The following is a 22,871-nucleotide window of genomic DNA, read 5'->3' on the forward strand; positions in this document are numbered from 1 at the left end:
TTCGGCTCAGGCCCTCTTCAGTCCGAATTGCGCGCTGAGGACCGAGTCCAGGCGTTCGGGGGCGATGGTTTCGGTGGTGGTCCGTCCTTCGCGTTCCCGTTTGAGACGATCGCCGAGAAGGGTGTCCCGACCGGTCGGATGGTGCAGAACGACCAGGAGCTTCTGCACGAAGATGGTGTCCGGGTGGGTCGAGTTGAGATAGTTGGCAGGGGTGAAGTCGATCCATTCCTGCGGCCAGAGATCGAAGGCATATTGGTTCAGCCATTCCTGCTCCACCAGCGCCTGGAGCAGATATCCCCGTTCGTCGAGTCTGGTCAGCCGAAAACGGTCGAAATCCTGCTCGATCTCCCGATCCAGGTCGTCCAGTGCGATCGGCGCGCGGATTCCGTGACTCCCGAATCCCAGATCGCAGAGCCATTCGCGTCCGTCGAGTCGGGTGACGATGGCGGCGTGGGTTCTAGGGCGACGAACCGGGTAGAACATCGGTCGGGCGGCGACGAATTGGTAGTGGATGCCGAGCGCCTGCAGGGCCATGGCGAAGAGTCCGTTGACCTCGTAACAGTAGCCGCCGCGTCGATGATCGAGGATCTTCTCGACGATCTCCTCCGGGATCAGCGAGACGACCTTGCCGGCCTGGACGTCGAGATTCTCGAAGGGGACGCTGAAGAGCTGATGGCGCATCAGCGCGGTCAAGGTGGCCAGGTCGGGTGCGAGCGGGCCTTTATAGCCGATGCGCTGGCAGTAACGATCGAGGTCGAAATTCGCGGCCTCCATATGGACTCCTTGGGGTGTCGTTGAATGGCGCCAGGCATTTCTTATCTTGCTCGGCGCGTCGAATGAATCGGTCACTTCGGACCGGTCAGCCGCTCCAACTCTTCCAGATACCGCAGGGCCTCGTGGCGGTCGGCCCCGCACATCTCCGGCAACGGGATCAGCGATCCGCAGACCTGCGGCCGTTCGCGGTGCCCGAACAGTCGGCAGCCAAGCTCGGGAGTCAGCTGGGCGCAGGGCACTCCGGCCGGCTTGCCGTTCGGCATCCCGGGGATGGAACTGCTGATGGAGGGTGCGATACAGCAGGCGGCGCAGCCGGGTCGGCAGGCGATCGCTCGGGGCGGCTGGCCGCTGGAGGCTGGTAGCTGGAGGCCCATTCAGACCAGATTTCCGATCCGCTGACCGAGCCGAACCTTGTCTCCGGGGCGCAGTTCGGGATCCCACGCGATCCGCTCGGGCGGGAAGAGCAGGATCACCGTCGAGCCCAGATTGAAACGGCCCATCTCGACGCCGCGCTCCAGATGGATGTGGTGACTGTCGTCCGGGTAGTCCCAGCTCAGGATGGCGCTGCCCGAATGGGGCGGGGTGATCTCTCCCGCCCAAGCCGTTTCCATACCGCCGACGAAGATGGCGCCGACCAGAACCAGCCCCATGGGGCCGGCCTCGCTGTCGAAGCGGCAGACCACCCGCTCGTTGCGGGCGAAGAGTCCGGGAACGCCCTTGGCCGTGGTCGCGTTGACGCTGAATAGACGTCCGGGGACATGGATCATCTGGGTCAGGTCGCCCGAGAGCGGCATGTGGATGCGATGGTAGTCGCTCGGCGAGAGATAGATGGTCGCGAACTGTCCGCCGTCGAACGGGTGCAATGCCTCGGCGTCCAGACCGAGCAGGTCCTGGACGCGGTAATCGTGCCCCTTGGCCTGGATGAGTCGGCCGTTGGAGATGGCCCCGATCTGACTGATGGCTCCGTCCACAGGGCAGAGGATGGCGCGCGGATCCGGATCCAGCGGCCGCGCGTCGGGCCGGAGCGCGCGGGTGAAGAAGGCGTTGAAATGCGGATAGGCGGAGAGACTCGGTTCGACCGCCTGACTCATGTCGATCCGATAGAGCCGTGCGAAGCCATGAATCAGGAGCGATTTGAGCGGTTTCCAGCGCACCCGGGCCAGCCGATACATAAGCTGCGAAAGGGTGCGCTGAGGCAGGATGTGCTGGAGCCCGACGAAGAGACGCTGAGTCGGGGTCGGGGCGTTCGAGTCTGTCATGGATTCTCCGATGGAAGCAGTGCCCCTGCATTGGCGACGATCGCCTTGAGGTCCTCGGCCATCGCCGCGCCATTCTCGCGATCTGGAAACAGCGCCAGCAGATAGCCGCCTGGACCCAGGACGAAGAGCGTCAGCGGGGCGTCGGGGCTGACGCCGAGCGCGCCGCCCAGCCGGGCGATCTCGTCGCTGTCGCCGCCTAGGATGTGGAGCGCGGGGGAGAGTGTGGCGAAACGCCGGGCCAGCATGGGTTGGTCGGTCGTGGTCACCAGGACGAGTTGCAGCTGCTTGCGCAGTGTGTTGTGGTCGGCGATCCGGTTGTAAACCTCGATCAGGCGCTGGACACCGCGTTGTCCGGACGCCTGGGCAAGGTCGCCGAATCCGAGCAGGGTCCAATGCTCCGCGAGTCGTCGATGGTCGAAGGGTTGACCGAAGGATTCCTGAAGGCTGAAGCCGGGCAGGTCGCCCGGCGGCTGCAGCAGGACGCCGTTGATCGTGGGGATCTCGGCGTCTCCCTGTTGGTGCTGATTGCCCCACTGATAACCGAGCAGAAAGAGCGACATGGCCCCCAGCGCCATCAGCAGGCGGATCCAGAGGCGATGTCTGTTGCGAAGCAGCATGGCCGGTGCTCGTTAACGGGCCGGAGTTTTCTGATCGAGCACGGTGCGGACCGCTTCGAGCGCGGCTCCGGCGTCGGTCCGATGTCCGAGCGCCGAGAGTTCGTTGGCCAGCGCACCCACGCAGAGCAGGATGTTCGTCGGGCGGCTGCTGTATCCCATGAGTCCGATGCGCCAGATCTTGCACGCCAGGTCCCCAAGGCCGGCGCCGAGCTCCAGGTTGTAGTGTTGGAGCAGGCGGGATCGAACCAGCGCCTCGTCGATGCCGCCGGGGACCGCCACGCTGTTGAGCTGGGGCAGGCGCTCGTCCTCGGGCACGATGAACTCAAGCCCTAGCGCTTCCAATCCGGCGCGCAGTGCGCGATGGTGATGGGCGTGGCGCTCCCAGGCCTGCTCGACGCCTTCCTCGGCCAGCATGACCAGGCATTCGTGCAGTGCGTAGAGTGCGTTGACCGGCGCCGTGTGGTGATAGGTGCGTTTCTGTTCGCCGCTCCAGTAGCCCATGACCAGAGTGAGGTCGAGGAACCAGCTCTGGACCTTGGTCTTGCGCTGGCGGACCTTCTCCAGTGCGCGCTCGCCGAAGGTGACGGGCGCCAGTCCAGGGGTGCAGGAGAGACATTTCTGCGATCCGGAATAGACGGCGTCCAGACCCCAGGCGTCGACCTCCAGCGGCGAGCCGCCGAGTGCGGTGACCGCGTCCACGATCGTCAGACAGTCGTGCCGGCGGGCGATCTCGGCGAGCGTCTGGGCGTCAGAACTGGCGCCGGTGCTGGTCTCGGCCTGGACGAAGGCGAGCAGACGGGCGTTCGGGTGGGCCTTCAGGGTCTCCTCGACCTGATTCGGATCGACCGCGCGCCCCCACTGACCCTGGACGACGACCGGAATGCCGCCGGCGCGCTCGACGTTCTCCTTCATGCGTGCGCCGAAGACGCCGTTGATGCAGACCACGACCTCGTCACCCGGCTCGACCAGATTGACGAAGCAGATCTCCATGCCGGCGGAGCCCGGCGCCGAGACCGGCATGGTCAGGGCATTCTCGGTACGGAAGGCGAGACGCAGCAGGTCCTTGAGCTCGTCCATCATGGCGACGAACGCGGGGTCCAGATGGCCAATGGTGGGTCGGGCCAGCGCGGCCAGGACACGAGGGTGGACATCGGCTGGGCCCGGCCCCATTAGGGTTCGAACCGGCGGGTTGAAGGAACGGATCATGATGTTGCCTTCCGAAATGCTGTCGGTGGTAATGGCGATCCCAGCCGATCGCTGGATTCGATCGAATTTTTCGCGATGAACGGTCGAGTATAGAGTCCGCGCCCAGCGCGGCTCAAGGCGATCCGCGCTCGACCCCATCGCCTCTCGCAGAGGGCAGCATGTCTCGACAGACCGACAAGACCGATGCCGAATGGCGCGAAGAACTCACCCCGGAACAATATCGGGTATGCCGGGAAAAGGGCACCGAGCCGCCCTTCACCGGACGTTATCACGCCTTCAAGGACGCGGGGCTCTACCGCTGCTCCTGTTGCGGCGCGCCTTTGTTTCGCTCAGATGAGAAGTTCGATTCGGGAACCGGCTGGCCGAGCTTCTGGCAGTCGGTTGGGGCGGACGCCGTCGCCACCCAGGAGGACACCAGTCACGGCATGCGCCGCACCGAGGTTCAGTGCGCGAACTGCGGCGCCCATCTCGGACACGTCTTTCCCGACGGCCCGCGCCCGACCGGGCTGCGATACTGCATCAACTCGGTGTCGCTCGATTTCGAGTCCGAACAATCCTGATGCGCCGATCTGGGCGCCTCGGTCGCTCCGCGACTCAGCGAGGTGCCTCCGCCTTATCCGGCTGCGCATCGCTCGGTTGACCCGGGCCGGTGCCGAGCAGACCGGAGGTGACGCCCAATCCGGGCACCTCGAAGCGCATCTCGGGCCAGATGGCGAGCCCTTTGGCCGCCGAGACCGTTCCGCCGCTTTCCTCATCGATGCTGGTGCCGCTGAGCGCGGTGCGCACCACCATCGGGCTGTTGCCCGTAATTCCCGCGAGTTTTCCGGTGCCGCCGGTGAGGGTCAGGGTTCCCTTGCAGGCGCCCGGCTCTCCGTCGCAGTTGAACTCGGCGTAGACATAGTCGCCGGTCGAACTCTCGATGGTGCAGTAGCCATGCCCTTCAAGGGTGTTGGAGATGATGTGGATGATCTGCGTGGCGGGGCAGGTGAAGAGCGCGGTGTCCAGTAGGCCATCGCCCTGTTCGATGTACATGATGCCCTCGAAGGTTCCGATGAACTGGAGCTTGTCCACCGCGACCTGGAACAATTGCCCATTGGCCTCCCAAGGGGCCAGAATCTTGGCCGTGCCCACCTCCGCAGCGAGGGGTTGAGCCAGGATGGCAAGGGTGAAAGGCAGCGAAGTGACGAGGCTGCGCATGGATGGCTCCGGTGGGCTCGAATAAGAGGCAGGGGGAAGTGGCCGCGATTCTAGGCGAGGTCCGGTATGGCGTCGACGTCTATTCGATATCATGCGAGCCGAGCTTGATCGGCGTTTTGATCCCTGTGTTTTCGGTCGGTTAGAGGATTTCTCACGCGTGTTGCAACATGGGTTCTACGGGGTGCTCGATAAGGTCTTTTGGGAGCGGCAAAAAGGATGACTGAGACATCGACGAACAGCGCGTCTTTGTGTCTGGGCTGGCGCGAGTGGCTGGCGCTGCCCGAGCTGGGGCTGCCCTGCATCAAAGCCAAGGTGGACACGGGGGCGCGTACCTCGACATTGCACGCCTTCTATGTCGAGCCCTTCGAACTGGAGGGCCGTCCATGGGTGCGCTTCGGTGTGCATCCCCTGCAGCATCGGGACGATCTGGTGGTCCATTGCGAGGCCCCGGTGATCGACCGGCGTCAGGTGACCGATTCGGGCGGTCATCGCGAGGTGCGTTACCTGATCCAGACCCGTTTGATGCTGGGCGGAAACGGCTGGCCGATCGAGGTGACTCTGACCAACCGGGAGACCATGCTGTTTCGCATGCTGTTGGGGCGAACGGCGGTCGCAGGCCGCGCGCTGGTGGATCCGGCCAAGTCCTTTCTGCTCGGGCGCGAGGAGGCGCCTGGGGAACGGTATTCGGCTGTGGAGTCCACTGCCGAGTGAGATGTCCGTATCGCCCGGACGGTGTTTCGTCGGGTGTCCGGGATGGACTTGATCGGCCGCTGTCCAGCATACTGGAACTCCAGATCGCGACCGATCAGGGTCGCCAGAGCCCCGGGATCGTCCCGCTGCCTCGGGCATGCCGGATCCTCTCAAGTATCTCCGAAGCGTTTCGTCGTCCGGCTGGGATGGGATTCAGCGAGAGAGTAGGTGCCATGAGTATCGATTGGAATACATATCCTTGCGACGATTTCTACGATGAGCTGGTCGCCGAGCCGGGGCGCGGGCGTTCGGCCGTCGCCGGAATGCTGGCGGATCTCGAAGCGCTCGGGCCGGACGAGCTGGTCGCGCGGCAGGAGGCGGCCAACGTCTCGATCAAGGAGATGGGCATCACCTTCACCGTCTATTCGGAGGAAGGGGGCACCATCGACCGTACCTGGCCCTTCGACATCATTCCCCGCATCATCCCTCAGTCCGAGTGGGATCGGGTCGAGGCCGGGCTGAAGCAGCGCGTCCAGGCGCTCAACCTCTTCATCGACGATCTCTATCACGATCAGAAGATCATCAAGGACGGCGTCTTTCCGCAGGAGGTTCTGGCCAAGTCGGTCAATTTCCGGCCGCAGTGCGTCGGGGTATCGCCGCCGCTCGGGATCTGGGCCCATATCTGCGGCTCGGATCTGGTGCGCGATGGCGACGGGACCATCTACGTCCTCGAAGACAATCTGCGCGTGCCCTCCGGCGTCTCCTACATGCTGGAGAACCGGCTGGTCACCAAGCGGGTCTTCCCCGAGCTGTTCGAGCACTATGCCCCGCTGCCGGTGGACGACTATCCCTCGCAGCTCTTCGACACCCTGGCCGCGCTCTCGCCGCGTCCGGCCGACTATCCCGAGGTGGTGGTCCTCACGCCGGGCATCTACAACTCGGCCTATTTCGAGCACGCCTATCTGGCGCAGCAGATGGGCTGCGAGCTGGTCGAGGGACGCGATCTCTTCGTCGATGACGACGACTGCGTCTACATGCGCACCGTCGACGGCGCGGCGCGGGTCGACGTCATCTATCGCCGCATCGACGATCTCTTTCTGGATCCGGAGGCGTTCCATCCCGATTCGGCCCTGGGCGTTCCCGGGCTGATGCGGGCCTGGAAGGCGGGCAAGGTGGCCCTGGCCAACGCGCCGGGCGCGGGCGTGGCGGACGACAAGGTGGTCTACGCCTTCGTGCCGGAGATCATCCGCTACTATCTGGACGCCGAGCCCATCATTCCGAACGTGCCGACCTACCGCTGCATGGAGGCCGATGCGCTTGCCTACACCCTGGAGCACATGGAGAAACTGGTCGTCAAGCCGGCCAACGAGTCGGGCGGTTACGGCATGCTGGTCGGTCCGGCCTCGACCAAGGCCGAGCGCGAGACCTTCGCCGAGCTGATCAAGAAGGACCCGCGCAACTATATCTCCCAGCCCGCGCTCAAGCTTTCGACCGTGCCGACCATCATCGGCAGCAAGCTGGAGCCGCGTCACGTCGATCTGCGACCCTTCATCCTTTCCTCCGATCGTCAGCAGGTCACCATGGGCGGTCTGACGCGGGTCGCCATGCGCAAGGGATCCCTGGTGGTCAATTCATCCCAGGGCGGCGGCAGCAAGGACACCTGGATCCTGCCCGAACAGCCGGAAGGCAACTAGAGAAACGCTGACGTATTGCATTTCCCTTGCGGGGCATGGATGCCCCGACATTTCCCATGGCTGTCGGTCATGGAAAATGGAGCGATTCGAAAAGCGGTTTTCGAGTTGCGCGCCGATCAAGTGCCATGGTGGTCTTTGATCGGCATCTTCCTAGAGTCTGAGGAGCGGATCCATGCTGTCGCGTGTCGCTGAGAATATCTACTGGCTGTCCCGTTACGTGGAGCGCGCCGAGAATACGGCCCGTATCGTCACGGTCAACGCCAATCTGCTGATGGACCTGCCAAAGGGTATCGCCCCCGGATGGCGTCCGCTGGTCGATATCACCGGCGCCAACCCCCTCTTCGAGGAGCACTACAAGGATTATGGCGAGCGCCAGGTGGTGCGCTTCCTCATCGGCGACGAGCGTCACAGCGGTTCCATCCTGTCCGCCCTGGCCGCTGCCCGCGAGAATTGTCGCACCATCCGCGATTTCGTCCCGCGCGAGGCCTGGGAGCTGCTCAACGAACTCTACCTTTTCGCCCGCGACGAGGTCTCGAAAGGCACGACCAAGAGTGGTCGCCATGCCTATCTCAAGCATTTGGTGCAGAGCATTCAGACGATGTCCGGCATGCTCTCGGGAACCATGCTGCACGATCAGGGCTACGACTTCCTGCATCTGGGGCGCTTTCTCGAACGTGCCGACATGACCACCCGCATCATCGACGTGCGCTCGGCCAATCTGCTGCCCGAGGAGACTACCGAGCTGCGTCCATTCGAGACCATCCAGTGGGTCAGCGTGCTCAAGTCGCTCACCGGCTATCAGGCCTATCGGCGCAGCGAGCAGGTGCGCGTGCAGCGCGGTCCGGTGCTGCGCTTTCTGCTCCAGCGTTCCGAGTTTCCGCGCTCGGTGTGCTTCTGCGTCGACTCGCTGCAGAGCAATCTCACCAAGCTGCCGCGCAACGAGGGCGCGCTGCGGGTGGCCGGACGTCTCAAGCGCACGCTCGAAGGAGCCGAGCCGCGCCGGCTCAACCAGCAGCAGCTCAAGCTCTTCGTCGACGATCTGCAGGTCGGTATCGGCGAACTGCACGACGAGATCGCCCGCACCTGGTTTCCGCCGGCGTTCGGCATGGAAAGCCAGTCGCAGTCTCAGGGGTGAGTTGACGTTGGCGTTGCGGCTGTCTCTGCTGCGGCCAGGTCGCGGAGCGTGATGTCGCGCAGCGCATCGGTGATTGCGGCATCGATTCTGGACTCGATTCCGCGAACCGCCTCGTTCTGTGCCGGCTCCCGATAGCGCCCGTTCCCTTCCTCGAAGGCGCGGACCGCGTCCAGCAGGTCCTTGATCCCGATTCCCTCCGGCGCTCGGGCCAGCACGTAGGATGGCGGGTCGTCCGGCAGCGTCGGCAGGATGGTATCGGTCCGTTGCAGCATCTGCAGTATGCAGACGACCTGGTTGCGCGCTAGCCGCAGCTGTTTCGCCAGCATTTCTGCGTTCGGCGGAGGCTCGCCCTTGATATACCTCTCGGCGATCGAGACGGCGATTGCAAGTGCCAGGCGCTCGCGTACCCGGTTGCTCAATCGGGTGTCGCGGTCCCGTGTGGCGAGGTACTCGGGATTCTGGTGATAGAAGGCGATCGTGGTGCCGACGAGCAGGATCAGCCAGCCGAGATAGACCCAGATCATAAAGAGGATGAGGATCGCCAGGCTCGAATAGATGGCGGTGTACTGAGTCGAGCCCGCCATCACCTTGCCGAAGAACGAGCCTACGCTCTCCCACAGCAGACCGGCGATCAGGGCGCCGAGAATGGCCGATGAGAGATGGACACGGGTGCTGGGCACGAACAGATAGACGAAGGCGAAGGTGAGCGAGATCATGAGATAGGGCGCGACCAGGCTCAGCGTTTCCATGAGTGCGCCCATCGGCGCCATGTGCATCACCGACTGGACGAACTGGTTGTTGCCGAGCGAGGCCGAAAGCCCCAGCGCGCTGAAGAAGAGTACGGGGCCCAGGGTGAGCAGACTCAGATACTGCGGAAAGCGTTGGGCGAAGGGGCGCACGTCGGTTATGCGCCAGACATAGTTCAATGCCTGCTCGATCTTCTGAATCAGGCTGATGACGGTATAGAGCAGCATCGCCAGACCCACGGATCCCAGGACCCCGACCTGCATATTGTCGACGAAGCCGATGATCTGGGTCGTGATCTCGCGTCCGTTGGCGCCAAGCGGCGACAGGACGTTACCGAGCAGGGGTTCGATCTGATTGTGAACGCCGAACCCCTTGAGCACCGAGAAGCTGACCGCAAGTAGCGGGACCAGGGACAAGAGCGTGGTATAGACCAGGCTCATGGCGTGCAGTGAGAGATTGCTGCGCGTCATGTCCTGTGCCAGGGCGTACAGGAGTCGCCCGGACCAGATGAGCTTGACCTTCCAGTCCGGGAGTCCGTCGAGCGGCTGCCCCCAGAGTGCGATGTCGAACCGTTCGGCTAGCCTCGAATGCGCATTCATGTCATGACCTCGTTCTCGATCGTTCCCTGTCTCGGTTCCCTGTGCCGAGCCCCCTGTTTCCGTTGCGCTGGAGTGACCCCATGCCACCGTCCATTCGCCGAATCCTGGTATCGATCTGTTGTCTCTTGCCCCTTGCCCTCAATGCACAGGATCTCCTGACACGGGTTCCGGGAAAACCGCGCGCGCCTGAATTCGCTTTGACAGGGATCGATGGCGAGGTTCATCGTCTGTCGGACTTCAGCGGCAAGCCGCTGGTGCTCAACTTCTGGGCGACCTGGTGTCCGCCCTGTCGCGCCGAGATGCCCTCCATGCAGCGCGCCTACGAACAGCTCGCCCCGGAGGGGATCGGCCTGATGGCGATCAATGTCGGCGAGGAGCCCGAGGCCATCGCCCGCTTCCTCTCCATCTCGCCCGTTCGCTTTCCGTTGCCGATGGATCGCGATACCCAGGTTGCGCAAGGCTATCCGTTGGTCGGTCTGCCGACCACCTTCGTCATCGATCCCGATGGTCGGCTGGCGCTGATCGCGACCGGTGAATTGCAATGGGACGCTCCGGCCGTGCTCGACCAGATTCGTGCACTGAAGCGTCCCTGAGCGGAATCGGCGCGCCGTTCGTCCGGGCGCCTATCCCGAGGCGTCCGACGATGGGAATTTCCAACTCGGCGCAGCCCGGCGGTCTGGTTAGACTAAACCCCCTCTCACGACACCGTCTTCCCCTCGATCACTGACACGCAGGACTCCCGTGGATCCAAGCTTCGTTCATCTGCACCTTCATTCCGAGTATTCCCTGGTCGATGGGCTGGTCCGGATCAAACCGCTGGCCAAGGCCGTGGTGGCTGCTGGCATGCCAGCGGTCGCCGTGACCGACCAGGGCAACTTCTTTTCGCTGGTGCGGTTCTACAAGGCGGCGATCGGTGCCGGGATCAAGCCCATCGTCGGTGCCGATCTCTGGGTGCGCGATCCGGCCGATCCCAATCACCCGCACCGTCTGGTGCTGCTGGTCCAGGACGATCTCGGCTATCGCAACCTGACCCGGCTCATCTCGCGCAGCTATGTCGAGGGTCAGCACCTGGGCATGCCGCAGGTGGATCCGGACTGGATCCCCGAGGCGGCCGAAGGCCTGATCGCACTCTCGGGCGGTCCGCGCGGCGATGTCGCCCAGGCCCTGCTCAAGGGCTCGACCGAGGAGGCGGAGCGCCGGCTCGACCGTTGGCTCAAGCTGTTCGGCGATCGCTATTACCTGGAGCTGATCCGCACCGGCCGTGCGCAGGAGGGCGAGCTGGTCGAGAGGAGCGTGGATCTGGCGATCCGGCACGGCGTTCCGGTCGTCGCCACCAACGATGTCCGCTTCCTCGCCCGCTCCGATTTCGAGGCCCATGAGGCACGCGTCTGCATCTACGAGGGCCGCACCCTGGACGATCCGCGACGGCCGCGCGGATACAGCGAGGAGCAGTATCTGCGTACCCCGGAGGAGATGGCCGAGCTGTTCGCCGATCTGCCCGAGGCGCTGGAGAACTCGGTCGAGATCGCCAAGCGCTGCAATCTCGAGCTCAAGCTCGGGGACAATTTCCTGCCGGTCTTCCCCGTGCCCGAGGGCATGACGATCGAGAGCTTCTTCGCCGAGGAGTCGCGCAAGGGACTGGAGTGGCGTCTGGACCGCACCTTCGACCGCAATGCGCCCGACTTCGCCGAGCGGCGCAAGGTCTACGACGAGCGTCTCCAGATCGAGCTCGACGTCATCCTCCAGATGGGCTTTCCCGGCTACTTCCTCATCGTCGCCGACTTCATCCAGTGGGCCAAGGACAACGGCATCCCGGTCGGCCCCGGGCGCGGATCGGGCGCCGGATCCCTGGTCGCCTACGCCCTCAAGATCACCGACCTGGACCCCATCGAGCACGATCTGCTGTTCGAGCGCTTCCTCAACCCCGAGCGCGTCTCTATGCCCGACTTCGACGTCGACTTCTGCATGGAGGGCCGCGACCGCGTTATCGACTATGTGGCGCGCAAGTACGGACGCGAGGCGGTCTCCCAGATCATCACCTTCGGCACCATGGCGGCCAAGGCGGTGGTGCGCGACGTCGGCCGCGTCATGGGCCATCCCTACGGCTTCGTCGACAAGATCGCCAAGATGGTGCCCTTCGAGCTGGGCATGACCCTGGACAAGGCGCTCCAGGAGAGCGACGACCTCAAGCGCGCCTACGACACGGACGAGGAGGTGCGCGCCATCATCGACATGGCGCTCAAGCTCGAGGGTCTGACCCGCAACGCCGGCAAGCACGCCGGCGGCGTGGTCATCGCCCCGACCCTGCTCACCGACTTCGCGCCGCTCTACTGCGAGCCGGGCGGCGACAACCTGGTCACCCAGTACGACAAGGACGACGTCGAGCAGGTGGGTCTGGTCAAGTTCGACTTCCTGGGACTGCGCACCCTCACCATCATCGACTGGGCGCTGGCGACCATCAACGCCGGCCGCGCGGCCAAGGGCGAGGAGCCGCTCGACATCAACCTGATCGATCCGCACGACGCCGAGGCCTTCGCACTGCTCAAGCGCTGCGAGACCACCGCCGTCTTCCAACTCGAATCGCGCGGCATGAAGGAGCTGATCAAGAAGCTCCAGCCCGACAGCTTCGGCGACATCACCGCGCTCGTGGCCCTCTTCCGTCCCGGCCCGCTGCAGTCCGGCATGGTGGACGACTTCATCGACCGCAAGCACGGACGCGCCGACGTCGCCTATCCGCACCCCGACCTGGAGCCGATCCTCAAACCGACCTACGGCATCATCCTCTACCAGGAACAGGTCATGCAGATCGCCCAGGTCCTCGCCGGCTACTCGCTCGGCGGCGCCGACCTGCTGCGCCGCGCCATGGGCAAGAAGAAGCAGTCCGAGATGGACAAGCAGCGCGCCATCTTCATGGAGGGCTCGGGCAAGCGGGGCGTCGATCCGGAAACGGCGACCTATATCTTCGATTTGATGGATAAGTTCGCGGGTTATGGATTCAATAAATCGCACTCGGCCGCCTACGCCCTGGTCAGCTATCAGACCCTCTGGCTGAAGGCGCACTATCCGGCGGCCTTCATGGCGGCGGTGCTCTCGGCGGATATGGACAACACCGACAAGGTGGTGACCCTGATCGACGAGTGCCGGGCGATGACGCTCAAGGTCGAGCCGCCCGAGATCAATCGCTCCTCCTACCAGTTCACCATCGCCGACGAGCGCACCGTCATCTACGGCATGGGCGCGATCAAAGGGGTGGGTGAATCGGCGATCGAGGCCATGGTGGTGGCGCGCGAGTCGGGCGGTCCCTTCCGCGATCTCTGGGATTTCTGCGCTCGGATCGATCTGCACAAGGTCAATCGTCGGGTGCTGGAGGCACTGGTTCGTGCGGGTGCGCTCGACAAGCTCGGCCCGAATCGCGCGACCCTGATGGCCCATCTGCCGCTTGCGCTCAAGGCGGCCGAGCAGCACAACGCCAGCCAGGCGGCGGGTCAGGTGGATCTCTTCGGCGCGCTGGAGCCGACCTCGGCACCGCAGCCCGATCCCCAGTTGGTCAGTGACGTGCATCCCGATTGGGAGGATGAACAGCGTCTTCAGGGCGAGAAGGATACCCTGGGGCTCTATCTCACCGGCCACCCCATCGACCGCTATGAGACCGAGCTGCGGAGCATGGGCGGCGCGCGGATCGCAAAATTGCTGGAGACGGACCGCGAGCAGGGCCGGCGCGATCGCCGCGACCGCGAGAAGCGCACGGTGGTGGGGCTGGTGATGGGCGTGCGGCACGGCAAGACCCAGCGCGGTCGCATGGGGTCCGTGGTCCTGGACGACCGCACCGGACGGATCGAGGCGACCGTCTTCTCCGAGCTCTACGATCAGGTGCGCCCGCTCCTGGTCGCTGATCAGATCCTGAGCATCACCGGCAGTCTGAATTTCGACGAATTCCGCGATGCCTGGTCGCTGCGCGCCGACAGTGTGCGCACCTTCGAGCAGGCGCGCGAGACCATGGCCGACCATCTGGCCCTGACGCTGGATCTCTCCAAACCGGCCGATCACGCCCAGGGCGCGGCCAGGGTCGAGGCCCTGCGCGAGACGCTCGATGCCTTCCGCGACGGCGATCTGCCGGTTCGGTTGCGTTATCTGCGTCCAGGGGCGATGGGGGACCTGGTGTTCTCGGATGCCTGGCGGGTGCGGCCGACCGATGCCTTGCTCAAACAGTTGCGCGCACTGCTCGGCGCCGATCAGGTGGTCGTGTCCTACGAGCGTCCGGTATTGCCGGCGCCACCGAGCGAGTCGCAGATGCCACGGCTCGTGGCCGTGTCCTAAGGCGGGGGGAGCGGAATGGCGGGCATGTTCGACTTGGATTCCGGTTTTCTGGTTCGTCTAGTGCGGCGCGTCACGGCCGTGCTGATATTCGCCACAGCGCTCCTGCTCCTGGTCGAGCTGATCGAGGATGCGCAGCGGGTCCAGGTGCTGAAGACGGATCTCGCCGAGATGCATCACGTTCGCTATGGCCTGCTGGATGCCGATCAGTGGGTGGAGCGCCTCTCGGGCATCGTGGCCAAGCGTATCGATACCTTCGAGCTGACCGAAGCCAATCGGCCTCAGGTCGTCAAGGCGGTCGCCCAGGTGCTGAACAGCATGCTGGACGAGATCGAGCGCTATCTGCGCCGACGCAATCTGCGCGGCGGGAACAGTTGGATGGATCAGCTGCAAGGCGCCTTGCAGCAGGGATTGCAGGATCTGCTGATCGACTTCGACAAGCTGCGCAAGAAGGTCCCCGAGTATGCCGAGGCGGTGGTCGACCAACTGAGCAAGCCGGAGGCTAAGGAGGAGATCAAAAAACAACTGATCGAACTCATCCGCCAGACCTCCAGTTCCACCTTCGCCAAGACGGACCGGACCGCGCTCGCGGTCGTGCTCGAACGCCATGGCTGCACCGAGGCCGATTCCTGCGCGCGTCAAATCGAGACCCAACTCCAGGTCGCGGAAGCGCCCTTGCGTCAGCGGCTCTGGATCCTGATCGGGCTGCTTCTCGCGCTCTTCCCGATCTGTCTGGTCGGGAACGGGGCTCGATCGGGCCATACCCGACCCGAGCTGGCCGAGGGGATGTCCCTGTCGCGGCATGGCCCCTTGGACGCCTTCGCGCTACTGATCCTCACCGGGGCGACCCTGACCCTGCTCGCCGGCGGCATCCTGACGCCCATGATGGAGATCGAGGCACGTATCGCCGAACTGCGGCTCGAATTCTGGGGCGAGCCCGTGGTTTTCACCAATCAGGTGCTCTATTTTCAGAGCAAGAGCATTTTCGATGTGGTTCGAATCCTGACCGATACAGGCAAGCCCGACATGGCCCTAGTGGCGGTGCTCATCACGCTCTTCAGCATCCTCTTCCCGGCGCTGAAGCTCGTCTCGACCTATCTCTATTACTTCGATATCGGTTGGAGACGGGGCAGGGGGGCGCGGGAAAACCCCGTCATCGGCTTCTTCGCCCTGCGCTCGGGCAAATGGTCGATGGCCGACGTCATGGTCGTCGCGCTCTTCATGGCCTACATCGGCTTCGACGGCCTGGTCGCCAGTCAGCTGCGCGGCCTGACCAAGGTCGGCGCCGAGCCGGGCACGGCATCCGCCTCGCTCGGCACCTCCGTCCTGACGACGAACGGCACCACGCTGGATCTGGGCTTCTATCTCTTCCTGTCGTTCGTGCTCGCGAGCCTCGTGCTCTCGGCTGTACTTGAGCGGCAGTTCTCCAGTCGCTCCAAGGCGCGCGGCTGAGCGTCTGACGCCCTCAATCGGGTATTCATAGATAGAGTACAGGCGCTCTGGTTGCGGTCTTCGTTGTCTGTGCGGCAAGGTCCCTTGAGAATGGTCGATTTGATCGAGTTGGAAACCGAGCGTCTTCGCCTGCGTCAGTGGCGCGCGGAGGATCGCGAGCCGTTCGCCGCGCTCAATGCGGACCCTGAGGTGATGGCCTTCTTTCCGTCGACGCTCGATCGGTGCGCGAGCGATGCGATAGCCGATCGCTGCGAAGCCTTGATCGCAAGGCGCGGATGGGGATTCTGGGCGCTCGAAGCCAAGGAGGGCGGGCGATTCATCGGCTTCGTGGGTCTGCATGCGCCCGAATTGGAGCTTCCTTTTTCGCCCTGCGTCGAAATCGGTTGGCGGCTGGCCCACGCGTATTGGGGGCGCGGTCTGGCAACGGAGGCGGCGAGGGCGGCCCTTCGGGTTGGCTTCGAGCGCATCGGTCTCGCCGAGATCGTCTCGTTCACGGCGGTGATCAATGCGCGGTCGCGGGGTGTCATGCAGCGCCTCGGAATGCAGCCATCCAGCGCCACCTTCGAGCATCCTGCAGTCCCTCTCGGCAGCCCGCTTCGTGAGCACGTGCTGTACCGACTTTCGCGCGAATCCTGGCTTCGGTCTCTGTAGCCCTTTCGTTCCATTCCGACCCGGCACCGGGTTGAGGTGGCTCAAGCGCCCGCTCCGGTAGACGCGAATGTCTACGCGCGGTTATCTGTCTGTGGGTGCGGTGACTTATCCTCATCCTTTCTCGAACTGAGGGCGTGTCGGTGTGTTGACGGCACGAGATCTAGGATGACCAGCCGGGTTCGGAGCCCTTGACCATGATCGAATCGACCTTGAAGCAGGCGACCGTACTGGTCGTCGGCGGCAGTTCGGGTATCGGACTTGCGGTGGCCAGGCTTGCCCGGCGTGAAGGTGCGCGTGTCGTCGTGGCCTCGCGCGGCGCGCCCGAGCGGATGGCCGCTTTGCCCTCCCCGCTGGATTCGATAGAGGCCCATGCCTTCGACATTCTTGCTCCAGCGGACCATGTGCGGCTGTTCGAGACGCTGGGGGCGTTCGATCATCTGGTCGTGGCGGTGCGGCCAGATATGCGCTCGGGCGCCTTTCTTGAGATCGCTGTCGATGAGGCGAAAAGTGCCTTCGAGACCAAGTTCTGGGGGCTGTGCCGACTCATTCAGGCGGCGCATCCCTATCTGCGCGCGTCCGGCAGCATCACGCTGACGAGCGGGATCGCGGGGGAGAAGATCTATGCGGGTGCCTCGACCATGGCGCTCATCAATAGTGCGACCGAGACGCTCTGCCGGACCCTGGCGGTTGAACTTGCCCCCGTGCGGGTCAACTGCGTGAGCCCCGGCTTCGTGGCGCCCAAGCCGGCGCGCCTGGAGGAGGAAGCCGACCGGTTTCCGCTCAAGCGGCTGGCCTCCGTGGAGGAGGTCGCCTCGGCCTATCTATGGCTCATGGCCAATCCTTATGCGACGGGCACGGTCTCGGTGGTGGATGGTGGCGCCCGTTTGATCTGAAAGGGCGATATTCGATCGATGGAATGACGGGGCGGCGACTCGGGCCGCCCCGGTTCGCGAGGCTTATGACTGGATCAGACGACGCTGCCAAATCTCTCCCCACTCGAAGCAAGCCAGCCCAAAAAGGACCAGGGCGCTGCCGATCCAGGTGCTCGGCATCAGTACCTCGCCATTGAGCATCTGGCCCAGCATGAGTGCCAGCACGGGTGTGATGAGCGTGATGAGCGCGACCCGGCTGGCCTGTATCCGGTGCAGCACGAAGTAGTAGAGCACGAAGCCGATAGCCGAGCCGAACACCGCCAGATAGATGATGGCCCAGAAGGCGCGCGGGCTTAGCGCGGTCGGTGGCTGACCGTCGAATAGCCACCAGGTCGCGACGAAGAGCGGCACGGCGATCAGCAGCGCGCCGGTCGTGGTCTCCAGCGGGTGCAGCCGCGCGCCGATGCGCTTGATCCAGACCGCGCTCGCTGAGTGAATCAGCACCGAGATCAGGACGCCCGTGATGCCGAATATCGCCTGGGCGCCGAGTGCGACGCCTTGGTTCAGGATCAACGAAAGTCCGGCGATGCCCAGTCCGATTCCGAGCAGGCGCGTCGGGGTGAGCGCGCGTTCTCCGAGCCAGAGCGCCGCCATCAAGGCCGTCGCCACCGGGGTCAGGCCGAACAGCACCGAAACCAGCCCGGACGGAATGAACTGCGACGCCCAGTAGACGCTGGTCATGGCACCCCAGATGCCGACGCCGGCGGCGACGTAGGTGAGGCTCGCGTCCCGGTGCCAACGCATGCGACGGCTCATGAGTGCGACCAGGACCAGGCAGACGAAGACGCCGATCAGCATGCGTGCGGTAACGCCAAACAGGAATCCGCCGGATTCGCTGCTCCATTTGATCGCCAGCGGCGTGGTCGCCCAGATGAGCACCACGCCGAGGAAGGCCGCCGGTACGGACACGAGAGATCTCCTTCGAGTTGTCGAGCTTGGGGTTGTCGGAAAACGAAAAAGGCCGCGGTTTGAATGCCGCGGCCTTGGGGGAATCTGGAGCGCTCGGGTTATGGGCTCGGAGTCACCAGGGCACGCGGAGGCGTCTGGACCAGCGGACGACGCGGTTCAGGACGTTGCGGTGCGAAGGGGTGGGGCAGTGGAGGCTCATGGGGCGAGTGTCACCGAAAACTCGTGCGATGACAAGCGGCTGGAGTCTTGACGTTGTGGCATTCCCGGGTTCCGCTGCGCTGCACCCGGGTTACGGGTGGTTCGGTGCAGCGACGGCGGAATCCGGGAGTCGGTTGGGTCAGACCTTCAGCAGCAGGCGCGCCGGGTCTTCCAGTGCATCCTTGATGGCGACCAGGAACTGGACCGCCTCGCGACCGTCGACGATGCGGTGGTCGTAGGTCAGGGCCAGATACATCATGGGTGCGGCGACGATCTGGCCGTTCTCCACGACCGGCCGCTCCTGGATCTTGTGCATGCCGAGGATGGCGCTCTGCGGCGGATTCAGGATGGGCGTCGACAACAGCGAGCCGAAGACGCCGCCGTTGGTGACGGAGAAGGTGCCCCCGGTCAGCTCCTCGTAGCTCAGGCTGCCGTCCTTGGCCTTCTGACCGAACTCGGCGATGCCCTGCTCGATGTCGGCCATGCTGAGCTGGTCGCAGTTGCGCAGGATGGGGACCACCAGTCCGCGCGGCGAGCTGACGGCGATGCCGATGTCGTAGTAACCGTGATAGATGATGTCGTTGCCGTCGACCGAGGCGTTGATCACCGGGAAGCGCTGCAGGGCTTCGACTGCGGCCTTGACGAAGAAGGACATGAAGCCCATGCGCACGCCGTGACGCGCCTCGAACTGGTCGCGGTACTTGGTCCGCAGATCCATGACCGCGCTCAGGTTGACCTCGTTGAAGGTGGTCAGCATGGCGGCGTGCTGCTGGGCCTGGACCAGACGCTCGGCGATGCGGGCACGCAATCGGGTCATGGGGACCCGCTGCTCGGGCCGGCCGGCCTCGCCGGACAGGCTGGGCCTTGGCAGGGCGGGGATGTCTTCCTCCGCCTCTATCTGCGGGCTCGGAGGCGTCTCCTCCTCGCGCTCGTCGAGGAAGGCGAGTACGTCGGCCTTCTGGATGCGGCCGTCCCGACCGCTGCCATGGATCTGCTGCGGATCCAGGTTCATTTCCTTGACCAGCCGACGTGCCGAGGGCGTCACCTGCGGCGGGGTTTCGCTCGTCGGCTGGGGCGCGGGGGTCTTTGCCGCTGGTGCGGAAGATGCCTTGGGGCTAGCGGGGGCGCTGGCCGCCGCGCCTTCCTCGATCAGGGCGAGCAGTGCGTCGGCCTGGACCAGATCGCCTTCCTTGGCCTGGAGGTCGCCCAGCACGCCAGACGTCGGCGCGGGAACCTCCAGTACGACCTTGTCGGTTTCCAGATCCACCAGGTTCTCGGCCTCTTCGACCCTGTCGCCTGGCCGTTTATGCCAGGTCAGGACCGTGGCATCAGACACAGATTCGGGGAGGGTGGGTACGCGGACTTCACGGGTCATTGGGGCGGGATCCTTTTATTCATGCTCGGGTTGTAGCGGCCGCTCAGGGCTTCATCGATCAGGCACTCATGCTGTTCGATATGAGCGGCACGATGTCCGACGGCCGGAGCCGCCGAGGCGGGACGGCCGACGTAGTAGGGGCGCTTTCCATCTTGGATAAGGGTATGGAAGCGGTGCTTGATCTGGTCCCAGGCACCTTGGTTCTGGGGCTCCTCCTGGCACCAGACGATTTCCTCTGTGGCAGCGTACTGTTCGATGAAGGTGGCGAACTGCTCCTTCGGGAAGGGGTAGAGCTGCTCGATGCGCAGGATCGCCACGTTGGTCTGACCGCGTGCGCGGCGTGCCTCCAGAAGGTCGTAATAGACCTTGCCGCTACAGAAGACGAGCCGCTCGACCCCGGCTGGATCGATGGGGTCGATCTCGGGCAGGATGGCTTGGTACTGACCGCTGATCAGCTCCTCCAGCGAGGAGACGGCGAGCCGGTGACGCAGCAGGCTCTTCGGCGTCATGACGATCAGCGGTTTGCGGTAGGGGCGGACGATCTGACGACGCAGCAGATGGAACATCTGCGCGGGCGTGGTCGGGACGCAGACCTGGATGTTGTGATCGGCGCACAACTGCAGGAAGCGTTCGAGTCGCGCCGACGAGTGCTCGGCACCCTGGCCTTCGAGTCCGTGCGGCAGCAGCATGACCAGTCCGCAGCACAGGCCCCATTTGGTGCCGGCCGAGGTGATGAACTGGTCGATGACGACCTGGGCGCCGTTGGCGAAGTCGCCGAACTGGGCCTCCCAGAGCGTGAGCGCGTGCGGCTCGGCGGTGGCGAATCCGTATTCGTAGCCGAGCACCGCTTCCTCGGAGAGGATGGAGTCGATGGCGATGAAGGCGCCCTGATGCTCGCCCATGTGCTGCAGCGGGGTATAGGAGTCGCCGGTCACCTGATCGTGGGTTTTGGCGTGACGATGGAAGAAGGTGCCCCGTCCTACGTCCTGTCCGGAGAGCCGCACCGGGATTCCTGCATCGACCAGACTGGCATAGGCCATATTCTCTGCGTAGCCCCAGTTGAGCAGCTGATCGCCATGGATCATCTTGCGCCGCTCTTCCCAGATCTTCTCGACGCGTGGGTGCAGCTCGAAGCCTTCCGGTAGCTGCAGCATGCGCTCGGTGAGCTCCTGTAGCTTCTCGATCGGCACCCCAGTGTCCACGTCCTGATCCCAGGTGGTGCCGTGGCAGAAGGACCAGTCGACGCGCGAGGCGTGGTCCAGTCCGCAGAGCACCGGCCGGGCGATGACCACGCCCTGCTCGATCGAGTCGCGATAGTCCTCGACCATGCGCTGCGCCTGCTCCTGGGTGATCAGGCCATCGGCGACCAGGCGGTCGGCGTAGACGGCGCGCTGGGTCGGATGCTGGCGGATCTTCTTGTACATGATCGGCTGGGTGACCGCCGGCTCGTCGGCCTCGTTGTGACCGAGCCGGCGGTAGCAGATGAGGTCGATGATGACGTCCTTGTGGAACTGGTTGCGGAAGTCCAGCGCCAGACGGGTGACGAAGATGACCGCCTCCGGGTCGTCGCCGTTCACGTGGAAGACCGGCGCCTGGACCATCTTGGAGACGTCGGTGCAGTAGGGCGTCGAGCGGGTGTCGAGCGGATGGCTGGTGGTGAAGCCGATCTGGTTGTTGATGACGATGTGGACCGTGCCGCCGGTCGAGTAGCTGCGGGTCTGGGACAGCTGCAGCGTCTCCGTCACCACGCCCTGGCCGGCGAAGGCGGCGTCGCCATGGATCAGCACCGGCAGCACCAGATCGCCGGTGTGGTCGCGCCAGCGGCGTTGACGGGCGCGCACCGACCCCTCGATCACCGGGTTGATGATCTCCAGGTGCGAGGGGTTGAAGCCGAGCACCAGATGGACGATGCCGCCGGGGGTCTCGACGTCGGTGGCGAAGCCCATGTGGTACTTGACGTCGCCGGCCATCTGACGCCAGTCCATCTTCACGCGCCCCTCGAATTCGTCGAAGATGTCGTGTGGCGGCTTGCCGAAGATGTTGGTCAGCACGTTGAGGCGGCCACGATGGGCCATGCCGATGACGATCTCCTTCTGGCCCTTGCGTCCGGCGCGCTGGATGAGTTCGTCGAGCATCGGGATGAGCGCGTCGCCGCCCTCGAGCGAGAAGCGTTTCTGGCCGACGTAGCGTTGGTGCAGATACTTTTCGATGCCCTCGGCGGCGGTCAGCAGGGTCAGCAGCCAGCGCCGATCGGCAGTGTCCAGCTCGGGCTTGGCGCGGTAGCCCTCCAGACGCTTCTGGATCCAGCGCTTCTCCTGGGTGTTGGTGATGTGCATGTACTCGGAGCCGACCGCGCCGCAGTAGGTCTCCTCGACCATCGAGACGATCTCGTGCAGCGGCATGCGGTCGGGCGCGTAGAGCGAGCCGGTATGAAAGACCTGCTCCATGTCCTCGGCGCCGAGGTTGTGATAGGCCGGGTCGAGATCGGCGATCTTGGGCGGTTCGCGCAGTCGGATGGGATCGATGTTCGCGACCTGATGGCCACGGTAGCGGTAGCCGTTGATCAGGCTCAGAACCGCCGACTGTTTCTCCGCAGCGGCGGGTTCCAGGTGGGCGACGGATCGTGTGCGCGCGCGCGAGCGACTTTCTTGGGCGAGCCGCAGGAAATTCTCGCGAACGGGTCCGTGAGGCGCCTCGGCACCGCTCGACTCGTTGGCCGCTTCCTGGCGTATGCCGTCGAAGCGAGCACGCCATGCCAGATCGATGCTGTCGGGGTCGATCAGATAACGCTCGTAAAGATCTTCGATGAAATCCGCATTACCCCCATAGAGGGCGCCGGAATTCCTAAACAATTCCAGAATGGTGCTCATGCTATGTATTGGTTTTCCTTTGGTGGATCTCGCCGGTAAGGCGTCGGTTTATAACATAATCGTACGATTTCTGGACACGATGCCCCCTTGTGCGCGCTTCGGTAGAAAGCGCGCACAAGGGGGCGCTTTCCCGCATACTAGATATAGGGCGCACGGGACTGGAGTGGGACCCTCGACCGCGTCTGGCGCCTGTCGGTAAGTCGTCCGACTGCAGGCACGCCCCCTCAGGTATTTCGCCGAGCCGGAGACCGT

Annotated in this window: 19 protein-coding genes; 9 read left to right on the forward strand and 10 right to left on the reverse strand. The window is 64.3% G+C overall.

Features of this window, described 5'->3' with window-relative positions; all coding sequences use genetic code 11:
- Positions 1-6 precede the first annotated feature (6 nt).
- The 5 genes from ACFSJC_RS08510 to ACFSJC_RS08530 all read right to left on the reverse strand — a co-directional run bounded on the left by ACFSJC_RS08510 (position 7) and on the right by ACFSJC_RS08530 (position 3,859).
- Positions 7-774 carry an arylamine N-acetyltransferase family protein gene (locus ACFSJC_RS08510; protein WP_386025672.1) on the reverse strand — a complete coding sequence of 256 codons (768 nt, stop codon included), beginning with the start codon at positions 772-774 and terminating at the stop codon, positions 7-9.
- A gap of 71 nt (positions 775-845) precedes the next feature.
- Positions 846-1,148: a YkgJ family cysteine cluster protein gene (locus ACFSJC_RS08515; RefSeq protein WP_386025674.1), complete on the reverse strand. Its 303-nt coding sequence runs from the start codon at positions 1,146-1,148 to the stop codon at positions 846-848.
- Positions 1,149-2,033, reverse strand: coding sequence for an archaetidylserine decarboxylase (gene asd / locus ACFSJC_RS08520; protein ID WP_386025676.1), 885 nt, complete (start codon positions 2,031-2,033; stop codon positions 1,149-1,151).
- The gene (locus tag ACFSJC_RS08525) at positions 2,030-2,650 is read right to left on the reverse strand and encodes an SCO family protein (protein WP_386025678.1); all 621 of its coding nucleotides are present in this window, start codon (positions 2,648-2,650) and stop codon (positions 2,030-2,032) included. The genes asd and ACFSJC_RS08525 overlap by 4 nt, the downstream gene beginning before the upstream one ends.
- Before the next feature lie 12 nt (positions 2,651-2,662).
- Positions 2,663-3,859: a pyridoxal-phosphate-dependent aminotransferase family protein gene (locus tag ACFSJC_RS08530; RefSeq protein WP_386025931.1), complete on the reverse strand. Its 1,197-nt coding sequence runs from the start codon at positions 3,857-3,859 to the stop codon at positions 2,663-2,665.
- Between the two features lie 155 nt (positions 3,860-4,014).
- Here ACFSJC_RS08530 and msrB point away from each other — a divergent pair, with 155 nt between their 5' ends.
- On the forward strand, positions 4,015-4,416 hold the full coding sequence (msrB, locus tag ACFSJC_RS08535) for a peptide-methionine (R)-S-oxide reductase MsrB (protein WP_386025680.1): 402 nt from the start codon (positions 4,015-4,017) through the stop codon (positions 4,414-4,416).
- Between the two features lie 34 nt (positions 4,417-4,450).
- Here msrB and ACFSJC_RS08540 read toward each other — a convergent pair whose 3' ends face one another.
- Positions 4,451-5,053 (reverse strand): hypothetical protein, encoded by a 603-nt coding sequence (locus ACFSJC_RS08540; RefSeq protein WP_386025681.1) that lies wholly within the window; start codon positions 5,051-5,053, stop codon positions 4,451-4,453.
- A 216-nt stretch (positions 5,054-5,269) separates the two neighbouring features.
- Between ACFSJC_RS08540 and ACFSJC_RS08545 the strand changes: the two genes are divergently transcribed.
- The 3 genes from ACFSJC_RS08545 (at position 5,270) to ACFSJC_RS08555 (ending at position 8,572) form a co-directional block, all read left to right on the forward strand.
- Entirely contained in the window at positions 5,270-5,764 is a 495-nt protein-coding gene (locus ACFSJC_RS08545; RefSeq protein WP_386025683.1) for an ATP-dependent zinc protease family protein, read from the forward strand.
- Positions 5,765-5,976: 212 nt separating this feature from the next.
- Entirely contained in the window at positions 5,977-7,437 is a 1,461-nt protein-coding gene (locus tag ACFSJC_RS08550; protein ID WP_386025685.1) for a circularly permuted type 2 ATP-grasp protein, read from the forward strand.
- Positions 7,438-7,609: 172 nt separating this feature from the next.
- Positions 7,610-8,572, forward strand: a complete 963-nt coding sequence (locus ACFSJC_RS08555; RefSeq protein ID WP_386025687.1) for an alpha-E domain-containing protein — start codon at positions 7,610-7,612, stop codon at positions 8,570-8,572.
- Here ACFSJC_RS08555 and ACFSJC_RS08560 read toward each other — a convergent pair.
- Positions 8,563-9,918 (reverse strand): YhjD/YihY/BrkB family envelope integrity protein, encoded by a 1,356-nt coding sequence (locus ACFSJC_RS08560; RefSeq protein ID WP_386025688.1) that lies wholly within the window; start codon positions 9,916-9,918, stop codon positions 8,563-8,565. The genes ACFSJC_RS08555 and ACFSJC_RS08560 overlap by 10 nt on opposite strands.
- Positions 9,919-9,998: 80 nt before the next feature.
- Between ACFSJC_RS08560 and ACFSJC_RS08565 the strand changes: the two genes are divergently transcribed.
- The 5 genes from ACFSJC_RS08565 (at position 9,999) to ACFSJC_RS08585 (ending at position 17,228) form a co-directional block, all read left to right on the forward strand.
- Positions 9,999-10,511, forward strand: a complete 513-nt coding sequence (locus tag ACFSJC_RS08565; protein WP_386025690.1) for a peroxiredoxin family protein — start codon at positions 9,999-10,001, stop codon at positions 10,509-10,511.
- A gap of 148 nt (positions 10,512-10,659) precedes the next feature.
- Positions 10,660-14,235 (forward strand): DNA polymerase III subunit alpha, encoded by a 3,576-nt coding sequence (dnaE, locus tag ACFSJC_RS08570; RefSeq protein ID WP_386025692.1) that lies wholly within the window; start codon positions 10,660-10,662, stop codon positions 14,233-14,235.
- 24 nt (positions 14,236-14,259) lie between these two features.
- Positions 14,260-15,684, forward strand: a complete 1,425-nt coding sequence (locus ACFSJC_RS08575; protein WP_386025694.1) for a paraquat-inducible protein A — start codon at positions 14,260-14,262, stop codon at positions 15,682-15,684.
- 90 nt (positions 15,685-15,774) lie between these two features.
- The gene (locus ACFSJC_RS08580; protein WP_386025696.1) at positions 15,775-16,335 is read left to right on the forward strand and encodes a GNAT family N-acetyltransferase; all 561 of its coding nucleotides are present in this window, start codon (positions 15,775-15,777) and stop codon (positions 16,333-16,335) included.
- Positions 16,336-16,529: 194 nt separating this feature from the next.
- Positions 16,530-17,228 (forward strand): SDR family oxidoreductase, encoded by a 699-nt coding sequence (locus ACFSJC_RS08585; RefSeq protein WP_386025698.1) that lies wholly within the window; start codon positions 16,530-16,532, stop codon positions 17,226-17,228.
- Positions 17,229-17,291: 63 nt separating this feature from the next.
- Here the strand turns inward: ACFSJC_RS08585 and ACFSJC_RS08590 are convergent, their stop codons facing one another.
- The 3 genes from ACFSJC_RS08590 to ACFSJC_RS08600 form a co-directional block, all read right to left on the reverse strand.
- A complete protein-coding gene (locus ACFSJC_RS08590; RefSeq protein ID WP_386025700.1) occupies positions 17,292-18,176 on the reverse strand; it encodes a DMT family transporter in 885 nt (294 codons plus the stop codon).
- 337 nt (positions 18,177-18,513) lie between these two features.
- A complete protein-coding gene (gene odhB / locus ACFSJC_RS08595; protein WP_386025702.1) occupies positions 18,514-19,749 on the reverse strand; it encodes a 2-oxoglutarate dehydrogenase complex dihydrolipoyllysine-residue succinyltransferase in 1,236 nt (411 codons plus the stop codon).
- Complete coding sequence (locus tag ACFSJC_RS08600; protein ID WP_386025704.1) at positions 19,746-22,619, reverse strand: 2-oxoglutarate dehydrogenase E1 component; 2,874 nt, start codon at positions 22,617-22,619, stop codon at positions 19,746-19,748. The genes odhB and ACFSJC_RS08600 overlap by 4 nt, the downstream gene beginning before the upstream one ends.
- Between the last annotated feature and the right edge of the window lie 252 nt (positions 22,620-22,871).

It is taken from the genome of Thiorhodococcus fuscus, assembly GCF_042682685.1.
GTDB lineage: Bacteria > Pseudomonadota > Gammaproteobacteria > Chromatiales > Chromatiaceae > Imhoffiella > Imhoffiella fuscus.